This is a genomic window from Actinosynnema sp. NPDC049800, from assembly GCF_040656635.1.
GTDB lineage: Bacteria > Actinomycetota > Actinomycetes > Mycobacteriales > Pseudonocardiaceae > Actinosynnema.
Map to the genome: position 1 here is coordinate 55160 of NZ_JBFAMT010000015.1, position 18825 is coordinate 73984.

Annotated in this window: 18 protein-coding genes and 1 pseudogene; 5 read left to right on the forward strand and 14 right to left on the reverse strand. The window is 72.7% G+C overall.

Features of this window, described 5'->3' with window-relative positions; genetic code table 11:
* Positions 1-6 precede the first annotated feature (6 nt).
* Complete coding sequence (locus AB0I91_RS19625) at positions 7-402, forward strand: winged helix-turn-helix transcriptional regulator (RefSeq protein ID WP_499611119.1); 396 nt, start codon at positions 7-9, stop codon at positions 400-402.
* Here AB0I91_RS19625 and AB0I91_RS19630 read toward each other — a convergent pair.
* The 3 genes and pseudogenes from AB0I91_RS19630 to AB0I91_RS19640 all read right to left on the reverse strand — a co-directional run.
* Positions 399-1199, reverse strand: a complete 801-nt coding sequence (locus AB0I91_RS19630; RefSeq protein WP_499611117.1) for an alpha/beta fold hydrolase — start codon at positions 1197-1199, stop codon at positions 399-401. The two genes, AB0I91_RS19625 and AB0I91_RS19630, sit on opposite strands and share 4 nt — an antisense overlap.
* A 24-nt stretch (positions 1200-1223) precedes the next feature.
* The gene (locus AB0I91_RS19635; RefSeq protein WP_498777094.1) at positions 1224-1475 is read right to left on the reverse strand and encodes a hypothetical protein; all 252 of its coding nucleotides are present in this window, start codon (positions 1473-1475) and stop codon (positions 1224-1226) included.
* Positions 1476-1577: 102 nt separating this feature from the next.
* Positions 1578-1919: pseudogene (locus tag AB0I91_RS19640) on the reverse strand (transposase); the annotation flags it as partial.
* Positions 1920-2336: 417 nt separating this feature from the next.
* Here AB0I91_RS19640 and AB0I91_RS19645 point away from each other — a divergent pair.
* Genes AB0I91_RS19645 through AB0I91_RS19655 form a run of 3 tightly spaced genes read left to right on the forward strand, consistent with a single transcriptional unit; the run spans position 2337 to position 5339 of the window.
* A complete protein-coding gene (locus AB0I91_RS19645) occupies positions 2337-3182 on the forward strand; it encodes a metallophosphoesterase family protein (RefSeq protein ID WP_499611114.1) in 846 nt (281 codons plus the stop codon).
* On the forward strand, positions 3179-3838 hold the full coding sequence (locus tag AB0I91_RS19650; protein ID WP_498777090.1) for a 4'-phosphopantetheinyl transferase family protein: 660 nt from the start codon (positions 3179-3181) through the stop codon (positions 3836-3838). Before AB0I91_RS19645 ends, AB0I91_RS19650 begins: the two co-directional genes overlap by 4 nt.
* Before the next feature lie 22 nt (positions 3839-3860).
* Entirely contained in the window at positions 3861-5339 is a 1479-nt protein-coding gene (locus AB0I91_RS19655) for a glutamate-cysteine ligase family protein (protein WP_498777088.1), read from the forward strand.
* A gap of 10 nt (positions 5340-5349) precedes the next feature.
* Here the strand turns inward: AB0I91_RS19655 and AB0I91_RS19660 are convergent, their stop codons facing one another.
* The 6 genes from AB0I91_RS19660 to AB0I91_RS19685 form a co-directional block, all read right to left on the reverse strand.
* Positions 5350-6642: an eCIS core domain-containing protein gene (locus tag AB0I91_RS19660; protein WP_499638038.1), complete on the reverse strand. Its 1293-nt coding sequence runs from the start codon at positions 6640-6642 to the stop codon at positions 5350-5352.
* Positions 6643-7006: 364 nt separating this feature from the next.
* Positions 7007-8251, reverse strand: a complete 1245-nt coding sequence (locus tag AB0I91_RS19665; RefSeq protein WP_499638041.1) for an SEL1-like repeat protein — start codon at positions 8249-8251, stop codon at positions 7007-7009.
* A 116-nt stretch (positions 8252-8367) separates the two neighbouring features.
* The gene (locus AB0I91_RS19670) at positions 8368-9798 is read right to left on the reverse strand and encodes a cellulase family glycosylhydrolase (RefSeq protein ID WP_499638044.1); all 1431 of its coding nucleotides are present in this window, start codon (positions 9796-9798) and stop codon (positions 8368-8370) included.
* 176 nt (positions 9799-9974) lie between these two features.
* Positions 9975-10373 (reverse strand): hypothetical protein, encoded by a 399-nt coding sequence (locus AB0I91_RS19675; RefSeq protein ID WP_499638047.1) that lies wholly within the window; start codon positions 10371-10373, stop codon positions 9975-9977.
* Positions 10374-10411: 38 nt separating this feature from the next.
* Positions 10412-10819 carry a hypothetical protein gene (locus tag AB0I91_RS19680; protein WP_498777077.1) on the reverse strand — a complete coding sequence of 136 codons (408 nt, stop codon included), beginning with the start codon at positions 10817-10819 and terminating at the stop codon, positions 10412-10414.
* A gap of 4 nt (positions 10820-10823) precedes the next feature.
* A complete protein-coding gene (locus tag AB0I91_RS19685) occupies positions 10824-11372 on the reverse strand; it encodes a TetR/AcrR family transcriptional regulator (protein WP_498777075.1) in 549 nt (182 codons plus the stop codon).
* 45 nt (positions 11373-11417) lie between these two features.
* On the opposite strand from AB0I91_RS19685, the gene AB0I91_RS19690 reads away from it, so the two are divergent.
* Positions 11418-13025, forward strand: coding sequence for an AMP-dependent synthetase/ligase (locus AB0I91_RS19690; RefSeq protein WP_499638050.1), 1608 nt, complete (start codon positions 11418-11420; stop codon positions 13023-13025).
* Here AB0I91_RS19690 and AB0I91_RS19695 read toward each other — a convergent pair.
* The 5 genes from AB0I91_RS19695 to idi form a co-directional block, all read right to left on the reverse strand.
* On the reverse strand, positions 12992-13711 hold the full coding sequence (locus AB0I91_RS19695; RefSeq protein WP_498777071.1) for a DUF998 domain-containing protein: 720 nt from the start codon (positions 13709-13711) through the stop codon (positions 12992-12994). The two genes, AB0I91_RS19690 and AB0I91_RS19695, sit on opposite strands and share 34 nt — an antisense overlap.
* Before the next feature lie 329 nt (positions 13712-14040).
* Positions 14041-15027 carry a LacI family DNA-binding transcriptional regulator gene (locus AB0I91_RS19700; protein ID WP_499611101.1) on the reverse strand — a complete coding sequence of 329 codons (987 nt, stop codon included), beginning with the start codon at positions 15025-15027 and terminating at the stop codon, positions 14041-14043.
* A gap of 54 nt (positions 15028-15081) precedes the next feature.
* Entirely contained in the window at positions 15082-16791 is a 1710-nt protein-coding gene (locus AB0I91_RS19705) for a discoidin domain-containing protein (protein WP_498777067.1), read from the reverse strand.
* Positions 16788-18050: a DUF1996 domain-containing protein gene (locus AB0I91_RS19710; protein WP_499611096.1), complete on the reverse strand. Its 1263-nt coding sequence runs from the start codon at positions 18048-18050 to the stop codon at positions 16788-16790. Before AB0I91_RS19710 ends, AB0I91_RS19705 begins: the two co-directional genes overlap by 4 nt.
* Before the next feature lie 175 nt (positions 18051-18225).
* Positions 18226-18804, reverse strand: a complete 579-nt coding sequence (idi, locus tag AB0I91_RS19715) for an isopentenyl-diphosphate Delta-isomerase (RefSeq protein WP_498777063.1) — start codon at positions 18802-18804, stop codon at positions 18226-18228.
* Positions 18805-18825: the final 21 nt, after the last annotated feature.

Genomic DNA, 18825 nt, shown 5'->3' on the forward strand with positions numbered 1-18825 from the left:
CCGGGTGTGGGGGTAGGAGTCCAGGAAGGGCAGGGCGCGGGCGAGGCGCCGGGTGACGGGTTTCACCCCGACTGCCCGGGGCACGTGCTGTTCCGGCACGCCACCAGCCGGTGGGGGATCGTGCTGATGACCGCGTTGCGCCCCGGCCCGCAGCGCTTCCACCGGCTGCGCGACCGGGTCGGCGGCATCAGCGAGAAGGTGCTCTCGCAGAACCTGCGCGAACTGGTCCGCGACGGCCTGCTGACCCGCGAGGTGGAACCGACGACCCCGCCCCGGGTGACCTACGCGCTCACCCCGCTGGGCAGCCAGTTCGCCGCCCGGCTGGGCGCGGTGCTGGAGTGGGTCGGCGACCGGGTCCCGGACGTGCTGGACGCCCGGCGGCGGTACGACGAGGCCGGCTAGCGGTTGTCGGCCCGGTCCCACAGCTCGGCGAGCGCGGCGTTGACCGCGGCCGGCTGCTGGACGTGCGGGTAGAAGCCGGGCACGGTGAGCAGGTCCGCGCCGATCCGCTCGGCGATCACCTCGGCGGCGGCCTGGAGCGGGACGCCCGCGAGCCTGCGGTACTCCTCGGGCGCGCCCGACCAGTCGCCCCGGATCACGAGCGCGGGCCACGGCGCCCCGGCCAACGGCTCCAGCGGCACGTCGGCGTCCCAGCACGGGCGTTCGGCCATCGTCGTGCGGGCGGCGCGCAGCCGGGCGGGCGTCGGCTCGGGCGCGGGCATGCCGACCGCCTCGGTGGACAGCCTCAGGTAGTCCCCGGGCGTCAGGTCCGGCGGGAGCCCGCCGACCGCGGCACGGGCGCGGGCCAGCGCCTCGGCGACCGCCGGGTGGTCCTCCGCCGGCCGCAGCGCACCCGGCTGGACCAGGCACAACGAGCGCACCAGCCCCGGCTCGGCCGCGGCGGCGAGCATCGCGGCGACCGCGCCGTAGGAGTGGCCGACCAGGTGGGCCCCGCCGTCCAGCAGGGCGACGGCGTCCTCGGCGTCCACCTCGTAGTCGCTGCGGTGCGGCCCGTCGAGGTCGGGGCTCGCGCCGAAGCCGCGGCGGTCCACCAGGAGCAGTCGCCGGCGTTCGGCGAGCGGGCGCTGGTGGCCGAAGCCGTAGTCGTCGTCGCTCCCCCAGCTGAGCACCCCGTGCAGGAACACGGCAGGTGGCACGTCCGCGGGGCCTTCGACGACGGTCACGTGGACAGGAGTCACGCCCCCAGTCAACCGGCCGAGGGGTCAGGCCGCGAGGACCGCCAGTCCCAGGGCCGCCGCGCCGGCGGCGGTGAGGCGGGCGGGCGCGCGGTCACCCGGCGCGACCGCGCTCGCCGGTGCGATCAGACCGGCGTGCACCAGGGCGCGCGCCGCGGTCGGATCGCAGAACGGCAGACCGTCCACCCGCACGTCGGGCTCGGCGCTGCGGGTCAGGTCGACCCGGTTCGCGACCGTCGCCCGCAGCAGCGCGAGCTCACGTCTGGACAGCTCCTTCATGACGAACACCTCCATTGGGACGAACGGTCTGGCGGACGTCCCGGTTCACAGTTGGGACGCCCGCGTTGCCACCGTCGTTCCCCGTGCCGTTCAGCCCGCTGCGCGCGCGCCGCGTCGTTCCGCCGCTTCCAGCACCAGCCGCAGCCACTCGGTGTCGCCCGCCGCGCCCTCCACCGCCACCCGGCGCAGCCGCAGCCACAGCCCGGCCTCGCTCCACTCCTGGAACCGGCGGTGCACGGTCGGCACGGTCACGCCGAACGTCGGCGGCAGGTGCCGCCACGCGCAACCGCTGGTCAGGACGAACACGATCGCGGTGAAGATGGCCCGGTCCGACACCCGGCCCCGGCCGCCGCCCTGGCGGCGCACCTTGGCCGGCGGCAGCAGCGGCTCCACCACGGCCCACAGCGACGGCGGCACGAGGCGCACGGCCAGCTGCTCGATCACGTCGGCGTGCGGCGGTCGGGGTGGCGCCTCCGGCGCCCGGCGCACCCACGGCTCCTGCCGCTGGGCGTCACCGCGCTGGCGGGCGCGCAGCAACATGGCCAGGGCGGCGTCGTCCGTGCGCCTGGGGGCGACCGCGGGGTGCGCGTGCTGTTGCACCTGGCGGGCGATCTCCGCGCCCACCGTTCGACCGAACGGCTGCGCTGGTCGTACGTAGTTGGTCATCAGGTCCTCCGCCCAGGACGTCGTGATGCCCATCACGCTAGGAACACCGGCGCTCCCTGGTAAGGGAACGCGCGACGAACGGGAGTGGTCCAGCGTCACGCGGCCACCAGCACTCCGCCGAACGGCTACACAGGAGCGACGAGCGGATGAGCGGTCACTCCCCGATACCGGCTGCGCACGGATACGCTCGAAGGTGTGAGCACTGCGCCGCGACTCCTCGCCACCAGCGACCTGCACGTGACGTACCAGCAGAACCGCGCGTTCGTGGACGCGATCCAGCCCCACTCGCCCGACGACTGGCTGATCGTGGCGGGCGACGTGGCGGAGAAGTTCGACGACGTCGAGTGGGCGCTGGGCGTGCTGCGCGGCCGGTTCGCCAAGGTGGTCTGGTCGCCGGGCAACCACGAGCTGTGGACCACGAAGGACGACCCGGCGCAGGCCCGCGGCGAGGTGCGCTACAAGCAGCTGGTCGAGCTGTGCCGCAGCATCGACGTGCTCACGCCCGACGACGAGTTCGAGGTGTTCGAGGGCGCCGGCGGGCCGGTGGCGGTGGCGCCGCTGTTCACGCTCTACGACTACACCTTCCGCCCGGCGGGCACGACGGACAAGGCGTCCGCGCTGGCCGCGGCGCAGGAGGCCGGGGTGATCTGCACCGACGAGTACTTCCTGCACCCGGACCCGTACCCGAGCCGTGAGGCGTGGTGCGCGGCGCGGATCGCGGAGAGCGAGCGGCGGTTGCGCGCCGTGGACAGCTCGTTGCGCACCGTGCTGATCAACCACTGGCCGCTCGTGCGCGATCCCACGTTCGTGCTGCGGTACCCCGAATTCGCCTTGTGGTGCGGCAGCGAGCGGACCGCGGACTGGCACCTGCGGTTCCGCGCGGCGGTGATGGTCTACGGGCACCTGCACATCCCGCGCACGATCCGCAAGGACGGCGTCCGCTTCGACGAGGTGTCGCTCGGTTACCCGCGGGAGTGGCAGCCGCGCGGCTGGACCGCCGCCCCGCTGCTGGACGTGCTGCGCGAGGGGGACGCACGGTGATCACGGACCTGCTGCCGCCGCCGGTGTCGGCGTTCGACGCGTTCGACGACCCCGACGGGGTGGTGCTGTTCCCCGAAGAGGAGGAGCACGTCGCCCGGGCGGTGGAGAAGAGGCGCAAGGAGTTCACCACGGGCCGGCACTGCGCGCGCACGGCGTTGGCCGCCCTCGGGTTCCCGCCCGTGCCGCTGCTGCCGGGGCCGAAGCGCGAGCCGACGTGGCCGGAGGGCGTGGTCGGCAGCATCACGCACTGCAAGGGCTACCGGGCGGCGGCCGTCGGCCGGTCGTCCGAGCTGTGGACGATCGGGATCGACGCCGAGCCGAACGAGCCGACCCCGGACGGCGTGCTGGAGGCCATCGCGGTGCCCGCCGAGCTGGCCCGGATGGGTGAGCTGCGGGCGTCGGGCGACAAGGTGGCGTGGGACCGGCTGCTGTTCAGCGCGAAGGAGACCGTCTACAAGGCGTGGTTCCCGCTGGCGCGGACGTGGCTGGGGTTCGAGGATGCGGAGGTGACCCTCAACCCGGACGACGGCACCTTCACCGCGCGGATCCTCGTCGAGCCGCCCGTGGTGGACGGCGTGGCGCTGGACGGGTTCACCGGTCGCTGGCTGGCGCGGGAGGGGTTTGTGGTGACCGCGATCGCGGTACCCGCGCGCTGATCGGGCTTGGGAAGGCGGCGGTATGGGCGACGAGGTCGGGCGACAGCAGTTCACCCGAGACGACCGGACGCGGTACCGCACGAAGGTGCGTCGCTGCCTGGACGTGTTCGCCCGGATGCTCGGCGAGTCCCGGTTCGAGTTCGACCGGCCGACGACCGGGTTGGAGATCGAGCTCAACCTGGTCGACGACGCGGGCGACCCGGCGATGCGCAACGCCGAGGCGCTGGAGGCCATCGCCGACCCGGACTTCGTCACCGAGCTCGGCCAGTGGAACCTGGAGATCAACGTCGCGCCCCGGCTGCTGACCGGCGGCGGGATCACGGCGTTCGAGGACGTCGTGCGGGCGTCGTTGAACGAGGCCGAGCACAAGGCGCGCGGCGTGGACGCGCACATGGTGATGATCGGGATCCTGCCGACGTTGCAGCCGAAGCACCTGGCCGTGGACGCGCTGTCGGGCAACCCCCGGTACACGCTGCTCAACGAGCAGGTGCTGGCCGCGCGGGGCGAGGACCTCCAGATCGGGATCAGCGGGATCGAGCGGCTGCAGCTCACCGCGGACTCGATCGTGCCCGAGGCCGCGTGCACCAGCACGCAGTTCCACCTGCAGGTGTCGCCGGAGGACTTCGCGGCGTACTGGAACGCGGCGCAGGCCATCGCGGGCGTGCAGGTCGCGATCGGGGCCAACTCGCCGTTCCTGCTGGGCAAGGAGCTGTGGCGGGAGACGCGGATCGCGTTGTTCCAGCAGGCCACGGACACGCGCAGCGACGAGCTGAAGGAACAGGGCGTCCGGCCGCGGGTGTGGTTCGGAGAGCGGTGGATCACGTCGATCTTCGACCTGTTCGAGGAGAACGTGCGGTACTTCCCGGCGTTGCTGCCCATCTGCGACGAGGAGGACCCGTTGCAGGTGCTGGAGCGCGGCGACACGCCGTCGCTGGCGGAGCTGCGGCTGCACAACGGCACGATCTACCGCTGGAACCGGCCCGTGTACGACGTGGTGCGCGACCAGCCGCACCTGCGCGTGGAGAACCGCACGCTGCCGTCCGGGCCGACCGTGGTCGACATGCTGGCGAACGGCGCGTTCTACTACGGCCTGGTGCGCGTGCTGGCCGAGGAGGAGCGGCCGCTGTGGTCGCAGATGTCGTTCAGCGCGGCGGAGGAGAACTTCACCTCGGGCGCCCGGTCGGGGATCGACGCGCAGGTGTACTGGCCGGGGCTGGGCACGGTGCCGGTGGTGGAGCTGGTGCTGCGCCGCCTGCTGCCGATGGCGCACGAGGGCCTGGTGCGGATGAAGGTGGACCCGGCCGAGCGCGACCGGCTGCTGGGCGTGATCGAGCAGCGGTGCCTGACCGGCGTGAACGGGGCCACCTGGCAGGCGCGCGCGTTCCACCGGCAGTACGACCACACGGCGCTGGACCGGCCCGAGGCGCTGCGCCGGATGCTGCGCTCGTACCGGGACCTGATGCACACCAACGAACCGGTCCACACCTGGCCGGTGCCCTGAACCCGTTCCGTCACATGACGGCGCAGCACATGCAGGACTCGGGATCCGCGCCCGGCCCGGGCTTGACCACGAAGACGTTCTTGCTCGCGATGTAGGAGCGGAACGCCGTGCTGTTCCGCTTGGTCGTCAGCCCGGAGTTCGGGTCGTACATCAGGTAGCTGTCCTTCCCGGTCTTCACGGCGGCTTCGGCGTGGTCGTCGTTGCCGAACCAGATCGTGCTGCCCACGGGCAGGGTGCCCTTGCGGGCGTCGTTGTCGAGGCTGGCGAGGCTCACCTCGTGGCCGCCCATCCGCTCGGCGGCGTACTGCTTCTGGCCCTCCCGGCCCCCGCTCGCCCACCACTCCCGCAACGTCCGGGCCGCGTGCAGGCGGGTACCGGCGGCGAAGTCCGTGAACCGCAGGCCGCCGGTGCCCTGGCCGTTCAGCAACCAGTGGACGGACATGTACGCGCAGAACTGCTCGACCTTGATCTCGAAGTCCGGGCGTTCCCCGCCGATCCAGAAGTTCATGAACGGAGGCATCCCGTCGCTCCACATCGTGGGGTTCGGGGGCAGGTCGCTGTCCTCGGCGAAGGTGAAGACCGGGTCCTGCGCCACCTCCTCCTCCGCCTGGTCGGTCGCCGGGGCCCGCTGCACGGGCGCCTGGAGGTGCGGTGCGTGGTCGACGGCCTCCGCCTCCGCCGGCCCGGCGGCCGACGTGCCCGGGACCGGCCCGCGCAGGACGGCGTGGGCGGTGGCCTCGGCCTCGCGCTCGAACCGGTCGCCGGGGTCGGACAGGCTCAGCCCCGCGCCGTTGTCGGTGCCCGCCACCGCTCCCCGGCGCTGCTGGATGACGTGGGTCAACTCGTGGGCGAGGGTGTGCTTGTCCCCGCCGCCCTCGCCGATCACCACGTGGCTGCCCGAGGTGTAGGCGCGCGCGCCGATCTCGGCCGCGGACCGCCGCGACTCCGAGCCGGCGTGCACGCGGACGTCGGAGAAGTCCGCGCCCAGCCTCGCCTCCATCTCGGTCCGGGTCGACTCGTCGAGCGGGCGCCCCGGCGAGCTCAGCACCTCGTGCACGGCCGACCGCTGGACGGGGTGCTGGTGGGCGTCGGCCGGGTCGCCGTCGTCGCGCGTGCCGGACATCATCCTGGCCACCGCGGCGTTGCCGATGGCGCGTTGCAGTGCCGGCACCGCGGCCGGTGAGGGTGGTCCCGGGCGCCGGGCGCCCGACTCGATCGCCCGGGCCGTTGCCCCCGACTCCTCGGCGCGCCGCGGTGTCCGCGCCGGGTGGGCGTCCTGTTCGGCTTTGTCGTGCACGTGCATGACCGTCCCCATCCTCGCGGGCGAGTGCGACGGTTCACATGCTCATCGGCCGCGCGGGGGCCGGACAGGCCCCGACGGGCAGTGCCCGGGCAATGTCGTTGCCCTCGCCGGCACGTGGTCGGCGCCCGAGGCGCGCGGTCAGGCCCAGGCTGGGCGCGCGGTCAGGCCCAGGCTGGGCGCGCGGTCAGGCCCAGGCTGGGCGCGGTCAGGCCCAGGCTGGGCGGGCGGTCGGGGCCAGGCTGGGTGGGCGATCAGGCCCGGGCTGGGCGCGCGGTCAGACCCAGGCTGGGTGGGCGGTCCGCACCCGCGACGCGTGGTCGGTCCGGGCTGTGGCGCGTGGTCAGGCTCGTGCTGTGGCGCGCGGTCAGCTCGGGGTCTGCGCCTCCAAAGCCTTCATCGCGTCGGCCCGCCGGGCCTCGACGGCGCGGTTCCACCACAGCTCGCCCTCCGCGCTCCCCTTGTGCAGGGCGGAGAGGCTGAACATGGCGTCCGGGTGGCCGCCCTCGGCGGCGCGGCGGAACCAGGTCTCCGCCTCGTCCGACGACGACCCGACCCGGCGGCCCGGACGGCGCATCGCGGCACGGGCGCTCGCCGTGCCCCACCGCGTCAGCAGCATCCCCAGCTCGTACATGGCCTGGGCGTCGCCCGCGTCCGCCGCACGGCGGAAGCAGCGCTCGGCGCCGTCGAGGTCGTCACGCCGTCGGGCCAGGACGCCGAGCACGACGAGCAACCGCGGCGCGGCCTCCCGTTCCCGCCGGTCGAGCACCGAGGGCTCCAGCGGGGGCAGCGCGTCCCACAGGTCGTGGTCCACCTCGCCCGCGCCGGACGCCCGGTCCAGCAGCCGTTCGGCCTCGGCCGTCTCGCCCCGGTGCACGAGCAGCAGCGCGAGATCCGCCATGGCGGACGCACGACCGGCGGCGACCGCTTTCCGGTACCACCCCTCGGCCTCCTCCACCCGGCCCCTGGCCACCAGCACCGACCCGAGGTGGGCCATCGCGCCGACGTCACCGGCCTCGGCGGCACGGCGGTGCGAGGTCTCCGCGCCGTCCAGGTCTCCGCGCCCGGCCAGCAGCTCGCCGAGCTCCACCAGGAAGAACGGCTCGCCGGTCGCCTCCACGGCCCGGCGCAACCACCGCTCCGCCTCGTCGGTCTCACCCCTGGCCCGCAGCCGGGTGCTGATCACCGCGAGCGCCCGCGGGTCGCCCGACTCGGCGGCCCGGCGGTACCACGCGTCGTCGTCGCCGGAGCGGCCCGTCGCCGAGAGCAGGTCGGCCAGCGCGGTCATCGCCTCCTGGTCACCGCGGTCGGCGGCGTCCCGGTACCAGCGCTCGGCGTCGTCGAGCCGGTCGTCCTGCCGGGCGAGCCGGGCCAGGCCGTGCATCGCGGTCGTGTCGCCCAGCTCGGCGGCGCGGGCGTACCAGCGCGAGGCTTCCGCGGACGCGCCGCGTTCCTCGCAGATCAGCGCCAGCAGGTTCATGCCGTCGACGTCTCCGCGATCGGCGGCGGCGCGGTACCAGACCTCCGCCGCCGCGACGTCGCCGGCGCGTGCCGCGGCCACCCCGAAGCCGACCACGGCCGCCGTGTCGTCGTTGCCCGTCTTCTTGAGCACGTGTCCCCCTTGGCCTCGCCCCACCACCGATGCTCCCAGACCGCGGGCCCACGCCGCCGAAGATCCCCCGATCGCCGCCGAACCGGGGGACGCCCGGGTCGGCGGCGGTGGGTCGGTCAGCTCGTCGGGAAGTTGTCCGGGGTCCTCATGCGGTCGCGGATCCAGACGCCCGCGGGCTTGAGCACACCCGTGCCGGTGAACGTGGAACCGGCGCACGTGCCCTCCTTGAACACCGCGCCGGAGCGGAAGTCGTCGGAGAAGTTCCAGTTCGTCCAGCCGATCTTGTTCGCGGCCAGGAAGTCCAGGTACTTCTGGCTGTAGGCGAAGTCGTTGTCCCCGTCGCCGGTGTAGGTCTGGGTGCCGAACTCGGTCACGAAGATCGGCAGCCGGGCCGCCGCCCGCTGCAGCGCGGCGAAGTACTCGTCCTGGTGCGACGCCGCGTAGAAGTGGAAGGTGTACATGAAGTTCGTGGCGTTGACGGGGTTGGCGATGATGTCCTGCTCGCTGCGCCCGTCGGAGATGCCGAGCGACCCCCAGCCGTGCGTGCCGACGAACACCACGCCGTCGGGGTCCTGCGCCCGGATCACCGGGATCATCTGCTCGGCGTAGGACTTGATCCCCGCCCACGACACGTTGTTCGGCTCGTTCGCGATGTCGTAGATGATGTTGGTCTTGTCCCGGTGCCGCTGCGCGACCTCGGTGAAGAACGTGCGCGCCAACGAGATGTTCGCGTTCGGGTCGCCCGGGTCGAGCTGGTGCCAGTCGACCAGCGCGTACAGGCCGCGCCGCGTGGCCTCCTCGATGTAGCCGTGCACCAGGTCGGTGAACTTGCGCGGGTCCGTCTCGTACCCGCCCTCCTGCACGTACATCGAGATCCGCAGGACGTCCGCGCCCCAGTCGTTCGCCAACGCGTCCAGCGAGGCGGCCTTGACGCACTGCGAGTACCACTGGATGCCGTGCGTGCTCATGCCGCGCAGCTGGATCGGGTGGCCGTGCTGGTTGCACAGCTTCACGCCGCACACTCGCAGCTGCCCGTTGACGTCCGCGGGCCGGCCGGCGCCGGTCGTGCCGGTGTCGACGGTGAGCCGGTCGAGGTTCGGCCCGCCGTTGGCGGTGGTCGCGGTGACGCGCACGCGGTTCGCGCCGGCGGTCAGCCGCGCGGTCGCGGAGCCCGTGCCCCAGGTGGACCACGCGCCGGTGCCGGGGAAGGCCACGCTCACGCCGGCCGAGCCGTTGACCGTGACGCTCACCGGCCGGTTGGCGGTGGTGCCGTTGGCGTAGCGGAAGGACAGGGTCGCGGCGCCGGCGGTCGCGGCGGTCACGGTGAACTCGACGTACGCGCCGGACTCGTTGTCGTAGTTGACGAAGCCGCTGCCGGTGTAGCCCGCGTGGTTGGACTCGACCAGGCCGTTGGAGATCGTCGCGCTCTCCGCCTGGTGCTCGGTGACGGCCGTCGTGCCGAGGTCGTCCGCCGAGGCCGTCGGCACGGACAGGGCGGCCGCGACGAGCGGCGCCAGGAGGGTCGTTACGAGCCATCGGGGTGCCACAGGGCGCCTCCCACGGTTGCAGGGTGAACACGGTGGCGGCGGGTACAGTTAGGAAACTTTCCTATCGGCGGGTGGGATCACAGCACCCCGGCACACCCGCTGTCAACGGTTCGGCAAGCCGTGCGGAGAGCCGGCTCAGGACACCGGAACCGGGCTCGCGACCCGGCGGGCCGGGCTCAGGACACCGGGGCCGGGCTCGCGGCCCGGCGGGCGCGCAGGTGGGTGCTCGCGCTCCACGCCGACACCAGGCCGGGCAGCAGCACGTGCCAAGGCAGGCGGGCGAGCACGTCGCGGCGCACGCTCAGCACGATCCGACCGGACGCGCCGCCGTCCAACCACACCACCCGCAGCGGCACGTCGCCCGCCACGTCCTCGACGGTGGCCAGCCCCACCAGGCACGACGGCAGCGCCACCCGGTGGACGCACGACTCGGCGGTGAAGCCGTCGGCGCGCAGCACCTCGTGCCGCACGAACAGGGACCGCACGGCGGCGACCAGCCGTCGTTCACCCAGGCCCGCGCGCACCTGGATGGCCATGGACTCGTACCCGGCGGTCGCGACAGGCCGTCTGGACACTCAACGCCTTCCCTTGGTTAGGTTAGGCTAACTTAGCACTAGTAGTCGTCGCCGCCGAAGAACGTTTCCTCCAGCCGGTCCGCCGTGCCCGCGAGCAGCGCCAGCGGCTCGGTGAACTCGTGGATGTCCAGGTCCGACAACGGCAACGAGTGCCGCAGCACGACGTGCTCCCCCATGATCGCCGCGCCGCACGCGATGGTCGAGTTGCCGACCTCGGCGAGGAACGCGTGCAAGTCGACGTTCGCCGCCAGCCCGATCGGCGAGGCGATCTGCACCCACTCGTGCAGCTTGTCGAGCACTTCGCGGACCAGGATGACCACCTGGGTCCGCTCGTCGTCCTCGTCGTACTGCTCGAAGTTGAACAGGATCCGGATCTCGTCCTCGTTCTCCGCGATCACGTCGTAGGTGTCGTGGACGTATGCGGCGAGGTCGCCCCAAGTGGCCATGCGATCACCCTACGGGCGCGACGGCCGCCCACACCGCATCCCCGACCAGATCCGCCGCCTCGGTCAGGTCGAGCACGCCCATCAGGTGCCGCCGGGCGCACTCGTGCGCGGGCCCCATCACCACGGCGTCCAACGCCCACAACGGGATCTCGCGCAGCTCGCCCGCCGCCATGCGGGCCGCGAACCAGCGCGCGACCGGCTCGAACACGTCCGCTTTCACCGCGGGGTCGGCGGTCGCCGGCGCGGCGTAGAGGAACCGCGCCCGGCCGGGGTGCTCGGCCACCCAGCCCAGGTACCGCGCCACCACCGCCCGCACGGCCTTCTCCGCGTCGCCGACGTCCAGCGCGGGCGCCACCGCCGCCACGCAGTGCGCGAAGCTCTCCCCGTACAGCACGGCGAACAAGCCCGCCCGGCTGCCGAAGTGGTGGTACACGCTGCCGTTGGACACCCCCGACCGCGCGGTCAGCGCGCTGATCGTGACCGCGTCGAGCCCACCCTCGTCGACCAGCGCGAGGGCCGCGTCGAGCACTGCCCGCTGACCAGTCGATCTCACCGGGCTAGAGTACCGCTCTAGAGCATCGCTCCCCTGGAGGTCGCCGTGGCCCGTTCCATCCCCGATCTGCTGCGTGAACGCGTGCGGGAGACCCCCGACGCCGAGGCGCTGCGCCACCGCACCGGGACCGAGTGGACGTCGCTGACCTGGGCCGAGGTCGGCGAGCAGGTGCGCAGGCGGGCGCTGGGCTTCCGCGGGCTCGGCGTGCGCGACGAGGCCAGGGTCGCGATCATGGCGGCCACCAGCGTGGACTGGATCCTCACCGACCTGGCCGTGCTCGCGGCGGGCGGCGTGACGACGACCATCTACCCGAGCAGCACGCCGGACGTCGTCGCGCACATCGTCCGCGACTCGGAGAGCGTGCTCGTGGTCGCCGACCCCGACCTGGCGGGCAAGGTCGACGCGAAGGTCGTCACGCCCGACTGGGAGCCCGACGAGGTCGACGGCGACTACGACGCGATGGTCGACGAGATCACCCCGGACCGGCTGGCCACGCTGATCTACACCTCCGGCACCACGGGCACGCCCAAGGGCGTCGAGCTGACCCACGACAACTGGCTCTACACCGCCGAGGCGATCCGCGAGTTGGGCGTGCTGACCCCGGAGGACCTGCACTTCCTGTGGCTGCCGATGTCCCACGCGTTCGGCAAGGTGCTCCAGGTCGGGATGCTCGCGACCGGCGCGCCCACCGCCGTGGACGGCGACGTGGACCGGATCGCGGCCAACCTGCTCGAACTGCGCCCGACCGTGGTGGCCGCCGCGCCGCGGATCTTCGAGAAGATCCACCAGCGGGTGGTGGCCTCCATGCGCGAGGCGGGCGGGGTGAAGGCGAAGCTGTTCGACTGGGCGCTGACCGTGGCCGAGCACCCGGACTGGGCGATCCGCCGCAAGGTCGCCGACAAGCTGGTGTTCAGCAAGCTGCGCGAGCGGGTCGGCGGCCGGATCAAGTACTTCGTGTCCGGCTCCGCGCCGCTGTCGCGCCCGGTCGGCGAGTTCTTCGACCGCGCGGGCATCACGATCCTGGAGGGCTACGGCCTGACCGAGTCGTCGGCGGCGTCGTTCGTGAACCGGCCCGGCGCGAACAAGCTCGGCACGGTCGGCAAGCCGCTGGTCGGCACCGAGGTCCGCATCGCCGACGACGGCGAGGTGCTGATCGGCGGGCGCGGCATCATGCGCGGTTACCACGGTCTGCCGGACGAGACCGCCGAGACGTTGCGGGACGGGTGGCTGCACACCGGCGACATCGGCGAGCTGGACGAGGCCGGCCGGCTGCGCATCACCGACCGGAAGAAGGAGCTGATCAAGACCTCCGGCGGCAAGTACGTCGCGCCGCAGGCGGTGGAGGGCCTGGTCAAGGCGAACAGCCCGTACATCGGCAACGTGCTCGTGCACGGCGACGGCCGCAACTACTGCGTCGCGCTGGTCACCCTCGACGCCGACCTCGCGCCCGCCGACCTCGACGCGGACGCCGAGGTCGGCCGGGCCGTGTCGGCGGCGAACGAGAAGCTGGCGCGGCACGAGACGATCAAGAAGTTCGCCGTGCTGCCGAAGGACTTCTCGGTGGACGACGGCACGCTCACGGCGAGCCTGAAGATGCGGCGCAAGGAGATCGAGGGGCGCTACAAGGACGTGCTGGACGGCTTGTACTCCTGAGCCAGGGGTGCGCGGGCGGGCCGGTGCGCCACCGCGATGGCCCACACCGCCGCCACCAGCACGGCCACCACCTCGGTCAGCACCAGCAGGCGTTCGACGTACCCGAGCGGGATCACCCGCCACCAGGACGTGCCGACGACCGCGTTCACGCCGATCGCGTACAGGATCGGCGTGAACGCCAGGGCGGACAGCACGCCGAACCGGAACGTCCACCGGGCGTGCGCGCCCCACTCCGGGTCGCGCCGCCACGGTCGGGCCAGCATCATCGCGGCGATCGGGAGCGCGACGAACGCGAGCAGGCTGCCGAACCGGTGGATGCTGCCGCTCATGCTCGGGCCGATCGCCCAGTTGTTCTTGGGGAAGATCACCACCAGGGTCAGCCCGACCGACCACGCGGCGAACGCCGCCGAGCCCACCGAGTTCCACTTCGCCACACCGCGCCGCACCAGCACCGCCAGGATCGCCGCGGAGCCGAACACCAGCAGCAGGACGGCGGTGTCGAACACCCAGCGCTGCGGCCCGAGGGCGTACTCGCTGATGGTGCGGCGGAGGTGTCTGGTGGAGTCGCCCAGCCGGTACAGGTCCATCCCGCCGACGAGGGCGACGGTGAGGACGACGGCGACAGCGCCCGCGAGGGCGACGAAGCGGGCCGGGGAACGGGTCGGGGCGAGTTCGGCGGTCAGCACAACGGACAGAACGGACGGCGACCGGCGTGTTGTTCCGGGCCGGGCGGATCGACAGCTCGTCGACAGCGGACCGGCTCGGCGACCCCCGGAACTCGATCACTCGACCGGGCGAAGAGTGCAACCTGTGACAACCCGAATCGCATGTCTCCCGTTAGCCGGATAAAACGGCCGGCCCGGCGGCGACCACGGGTGGGCAGGCACGGCACGCGGGTCGGTGCGAAGCTGCGGGTGTCGATGGAAGTTGCGGGTGTCGATGGGAGGTGCGGGACGACAGCGCCGGACGACAGCGCCGGACGACAGCCGGACTGGCGCCGGACGACAGCCGGACCTCAGCTGGACTGGCGGACCACCAGCGTCGGCGCGAACACGACGGAGCTGACCGGGCGGTCCGGGCGTTCGACCCGCTGCACCAGCAGGCGGGCCATCTCGGCGGCCATGTCCTCCACCGGCTGGCGCACCGTGGTCAGCGGCGGGTCGCACTCGACGGCCGGGCTGCTGTCGTCGAAGCCGACCACCTTGAGGTCCTCGGGCACCCGCCGTCCGCCGTGGCGCAGCACCGGCAGCGCGCCGGTCGCCATCAGGTCCGAGGCGACGAACAGGCCGTCCACCTCGGCGTCCACCAGGCGCCGTGCCGCCTCGGCGCCGCCCTCGCGGGAGAAGTCGCCCTCGACCACCACCGCCTCGGGCAGGCCGTGCCGGGCGACCGCGTCGCGGAAGCCGCGCAGCCGGTCCTGGCCGGCGGGCGTCTCCAGCGGGCCGGTGATGGTGGCCAGCCGGCGGCACCCCGAGGCGACCAGGTGGTCGGCGGCGAGCCCGGCCCCGGCGGCCTGGTCGACGTCGACGTAGGTGATCGACATCGGCCGGACCGGGCGGGCGGCCAGCACGACCGGCAGGTTCGCCTCGATCAGCTGCCGGGGCAGCGGGTCGGCGTCGTGGGTGTGGATCAGGATCACGCCGTCCAGCCGGTGCTGCCGGATGTCGTCCACCACCTCGCGGTGATCGCCCGTGGTCAGCACCAGCTGCACGCCGAGCGGCCGGATCACCGGCAGCACGCCGCTGACCACCCGGCCGAAGTACGGGTCGTGCACGGTGCGCCCCTCCTCCGGCAGGACGAGCCCGATGGCTCCTGCCCTGCGGGTGACGAGCGAACGCGCCGCGCGGTTGGGCGTGTACCCGGTCGTGGAGATCGCCTTCTCCACGACTTGGCGCAGCTCACGGTCCACCGTGGCGACCCCGTTGACGACCCGGGACACCGTGGCCCGGGAAACCCCCGCGATCCGCGCGACCTCTTCCAACGTGACTGGTCTGCGGTCCACGTCAGCCTTTATACCGGGGGTGCGGCCACGCCGAAGCGTGACCGCACCCACCCGTCACTGGTAGACGCGGACGTAGTCGACCAGCATGCGCTGCGGGAAGACCGTGGTGGCGTCCGGCGGGCCGGGCCAGTCACCGCCCACCGCGTTGTTGAGCAGGATGAAGAACGGCTTGTCGAACACCCACGGGCCGCGGGTCGCCTCCACCGTCGCCTTGTCGATGGTGAGGACGGTCACGTCGTCGATGCTGAACACCATGCCCTTGCTGTTCCAGTCGACCCGGAACACGTGGAACGCGTTGGCGTAGTCCTGGCCGATGTCCCTCATCGCCCCGATCCCGCCCCCGCCGAAGTAGGCCGGGCCGTGGATCGTCTGGTACGCGGTGTTCGGCTCGCGGCCCAGGTGCTCCATGATGTCGATCTCACCGCTCGCGGGCCACGGCGTGCCCTTGAAGATGTCCGTGCCGAGCATCCAGAACGCGGGCCACAGGCCCTTGGTGCCCGACACCCGGACGCGGGCCTCGAACCGGCCGTAGGTCCACGACGCCTTGCCCTCGGTGATGATCCGGGCCGAGGTGTACTGGCACGTGCCGCTGCCGCTGACCGGGTCGACCGGGCACGCCGAACCCGGCGTGACCTCCCGCCTGGCCTCCAGCACCATGTTCCCGGCGCCGTCGGTGAACGCGTTGCGGTTGTCGGTGTAGTACTGCAGCTCCGCGTTCTGCCCGGTGCCGGTCTCCGGCCGCCACTTGCCCGCGTCCGGCCGCGTGCCCGCGGGCGCGTTGAACTCGTCGCTCCACACCAGCCGCAGCGGGTTGCCGGGGTCCGGGGCCTGCGGTGGCGGCGTGGGGCTGCCGCCGGTGCCGTAGACCTGGAACTCCCACAGCGAGTAGCCGTACTGGCCGCTTCGCTTGGTCAGGTTCACCCGGACGTACCGACCGGTACCGGTCACGGTGAACGTCTGCTTGAACCCGGTGCCGTTGGTGACGGTGTGGATCGTGGTCCAGCTCGACGCGGTGGCCGAGGTCTGGATCTCGAACCCGGTGGCGAACGCCGGGTCCCACTGCACCACGACCTTGCTGACCTGCGCCGTCGCGCCCAGGTCGACGTAGATCCAGCCCGGGTCGACCCAGCCGGTGGTGGGGCTGGTGGCCCAGCGGGTGGCCGGGTTGAAGTCCAGCGCCTTGGCGGGCGTGCACTGCGCGCAGTGGCCGTCGTCCTGGAACGACGAGGCGAACGCGGGCTTGTTGTAGGACAGCAGCTGCTCGCCGGGCGGGTTGCCACCGGTGGTCCCGGTGCGCACGGCGAACTCCCACAGCGACACGCCGTACTGGGTGGCGCGTGCCGTGGTGTGGACCCGGACGTAGCGGCCGGTGCCGGTGAAGGTGACGTTCTGCGTGCCGCCCGTGCCGGTGGTGGTCTGGTGCACGGTCGTCCACGCCGAGCCGTCGTCGGAGACCTGGAGCTGGAAGGCCGTGGCGTACGCGGCCTCCCACTGCAGCGTCGCGCCGCACACCTCGCGGCTCGTGCCCAGGTCGACCCGCAGCCACTGGGGGTCGCTGAACGCGCTCGACCAGCGGGTGCCGGCGTTGCCGTCGACCGCCGAGGCGGCGGTGAACGGGCTGCCGGTCTCCACCGACGACGCGGTGACGGGTGCGTTCAGGGCCGCGTTGGCCGTGCCGCACTCGGCCGCCTGTGCTGCGGTGACCGGCACGACCAGGGCGGTGAGCAGGGCGAAGGCCGCGCCGAGCCGGATCGGGGCCCTCATGGGCGGCCGTCCGCGCCGCACTTGATGATCGGGTTGATGCAGTCGCGCACCCGGCGGGCGAGTTCGGCCTCCGGCCACGCGTTGAAGAAGTCGCCGTGCATGGTGAAGCCCGGTCCCGAGGCGAGCCGGAACCGCGACGGGTCGCCGCTGACCGGGTAGCGCAGCACCTGGCGCAGCTTCGGCACCGGCACCGGGTGGGTGGACGGGCAGTCCGCGTTGACCGGGTACGCCATGTGGCTCTTGTGGTCCGCCGAGTCCAGGTCGCGGCCGTTCCAGCACTGCGGGAAGTCCAGGTAGGACTCGAGCATGGTGCCCGACGGGCAGTTCACGAAGTCCTTGGACGCGCCGACGTGCCCGGCGTGCAGGCAGGACCAGCGGGAGATCGTGCTCGCGTCGGGCTGGGTGGCCTTGGCGTTGCCCGCCACGATCCGCAGGCCGAGCGGGAACGGCTGGATGCGCGCGATCACGTCGTCGCGCACGCCCTCGCCGAGGTAGTAGAATGTGGTGCCGGTCGGCTCGACGGGCTGGTTGTCGGCGTACAGGGTGGGCACCCAGTACGAGGACAGGTCGACGCCCGGGTTGCAGTTGCTCCGGCCGGCCAGCAGCGACTGGACGGTGGAGTGGGCGTTGGTGGTGGTGTTGCCGAAGAAGCTGTGCATGTGCGAGCCGCCGGGGAGGTTCGGCGCGACGATCGGGTCGTCCGGCAGGCGGTGGCTGTACGGGCAGTCCGCGAGGAACTCGGCGACCCGCACGATCGGGCCGCTGGAGTTCGTGACGCCGAACACCTGGAACTCCCACAGCGACACGCCGTACTGGGTGGCGCGGGCGGTGGTGTAGACGCGGACGAACCGGGTGGTGGCCGAGACGGTCAGGTTCTGCACGCCGACGTTGCCGGACGCGGTGGCGATGGTGGTCCAGGTGTTGCCGTCGGCCGAGGTCTGGAGCTGGAACGAGCGCGCGTAGGCGGTCTCCCAGTTCAGCGTGACCTGGCTGATGGCGGTGGACGCGCCGAGGTCGACCCGGATCCACTGGGGGTCGGCCGCGGCGCTCGACCAGCGGGTGCCGGCGTTGCCGTCGACGGCGGCGGAGGCGGGCGTGCCGCCGTTCTCGGTGGAGGAGGCGGTGACGGGTTTGCCCTGGGACAGCAGTTCCGGCGCCGCCGAGGCGGGAGAGGTGACGAAGGTCAGCGCGGACGCGGTGAGTGCCGCGACGGCGAGTGTGGTGACCAGACGACGCCATCGGCGAATGGTGGGGATCACGACTCCCCTTTCGAAGGGCGTTGCAGGGAGGGTTCAGAGAGCGCTCTCACAGCGGAACGTAAGACGGCCCCCTGTGTCAGTCAAGGAAAGCAGCCGGTTCCGGTCATCCCGGAACACCGACCCAGAGAGCGCTCTCTGAGCTGAGCGTCGAACTCGCGGCGGGTGCGTCGGGCGTTCAGGACAGGCGGGCGGCGGGTGGGAGGGCGGCCGGGGAGGCGGTCGGCCAGGCCAGCGGGTCGGGGCCCAGGGCCCACAGCTCGGCCACCTGGAGCACGCACCACGGGGAGACGGGACGGGCGCCGGCCAGGACGGCCGGGGCGAACTCGGCCCACGGCGCCCACTCGAACGAGTCGACCTCGTCCGGGTTCGGCGCCGGGTCGCCGGAGACCAGGCCCCGGAACACCGGGCACATCTCGTTCTCCGTGACGCCGTTCTCCATCACCGCCCGGTAGCGGAACGCGGGCAGCACCAGGTCGAGGGTGACGTCGGCCAGGCCCAGTTCGTCCGCGAGCCGCCGCGACACGGCCGACGCCATCGGCTCGTCGGGCGCCGGGTGGCCGCAGCACGAGTTGGTCCACACACCCGGCCACGTCTTCTTGTGCAGCGCGCGACGGGTCAGCAGCAGCCTGCCCTCCGCGTCGAACAGGTACGACGAGAACGCCAGGTGCAGCGGGGTGGACGCGTGGTGCACGGAAGCCTTGTCGGCCACGCCGATCCCGGCACCGGACTCGTCCAGGAGCACGACTTGTTCCACGGCGCCCACCCTGCCACACCC

Coding starts and splice junctions, on each gene's coding strand:
- AB0I91_RS19635 (WP_498777094.1), bottom strand. CDS start 1,475: ATGAAGGAGCTGTCCAGACGTGAGCTCGCGCTGCTGCGGGCGACGGTC.
- AB0I91_RS19655 (WP_498777088.1), top strand. CDS start 3,861: ATGGGCGACGAGGTCGGGCGACAGCAGTTCACCCGAGACGACCGGACG.
- AB0I91_RS19660 (WP_499638038.1), bottom strand. CDS start 6,642: ATGCACGTGCACGACAAAGCCGAACAGGACGCCCACCCGGCGCGGACA.
- AB0I91_RS19680 (WP_498777077.1), bottom strand. CDS start 10,819: ATGGCCACTTGGGGCGACCTCGCCGCATACGTCCACGACACCTACGAC.
- AB0I91_RS19705 (WP_498777067.1), bottom strand. CDS start 16,791: ATGAGGGCCCCGATCCGGCTCGGCGCGGCCTTCGCCCTGCTCACCGCC.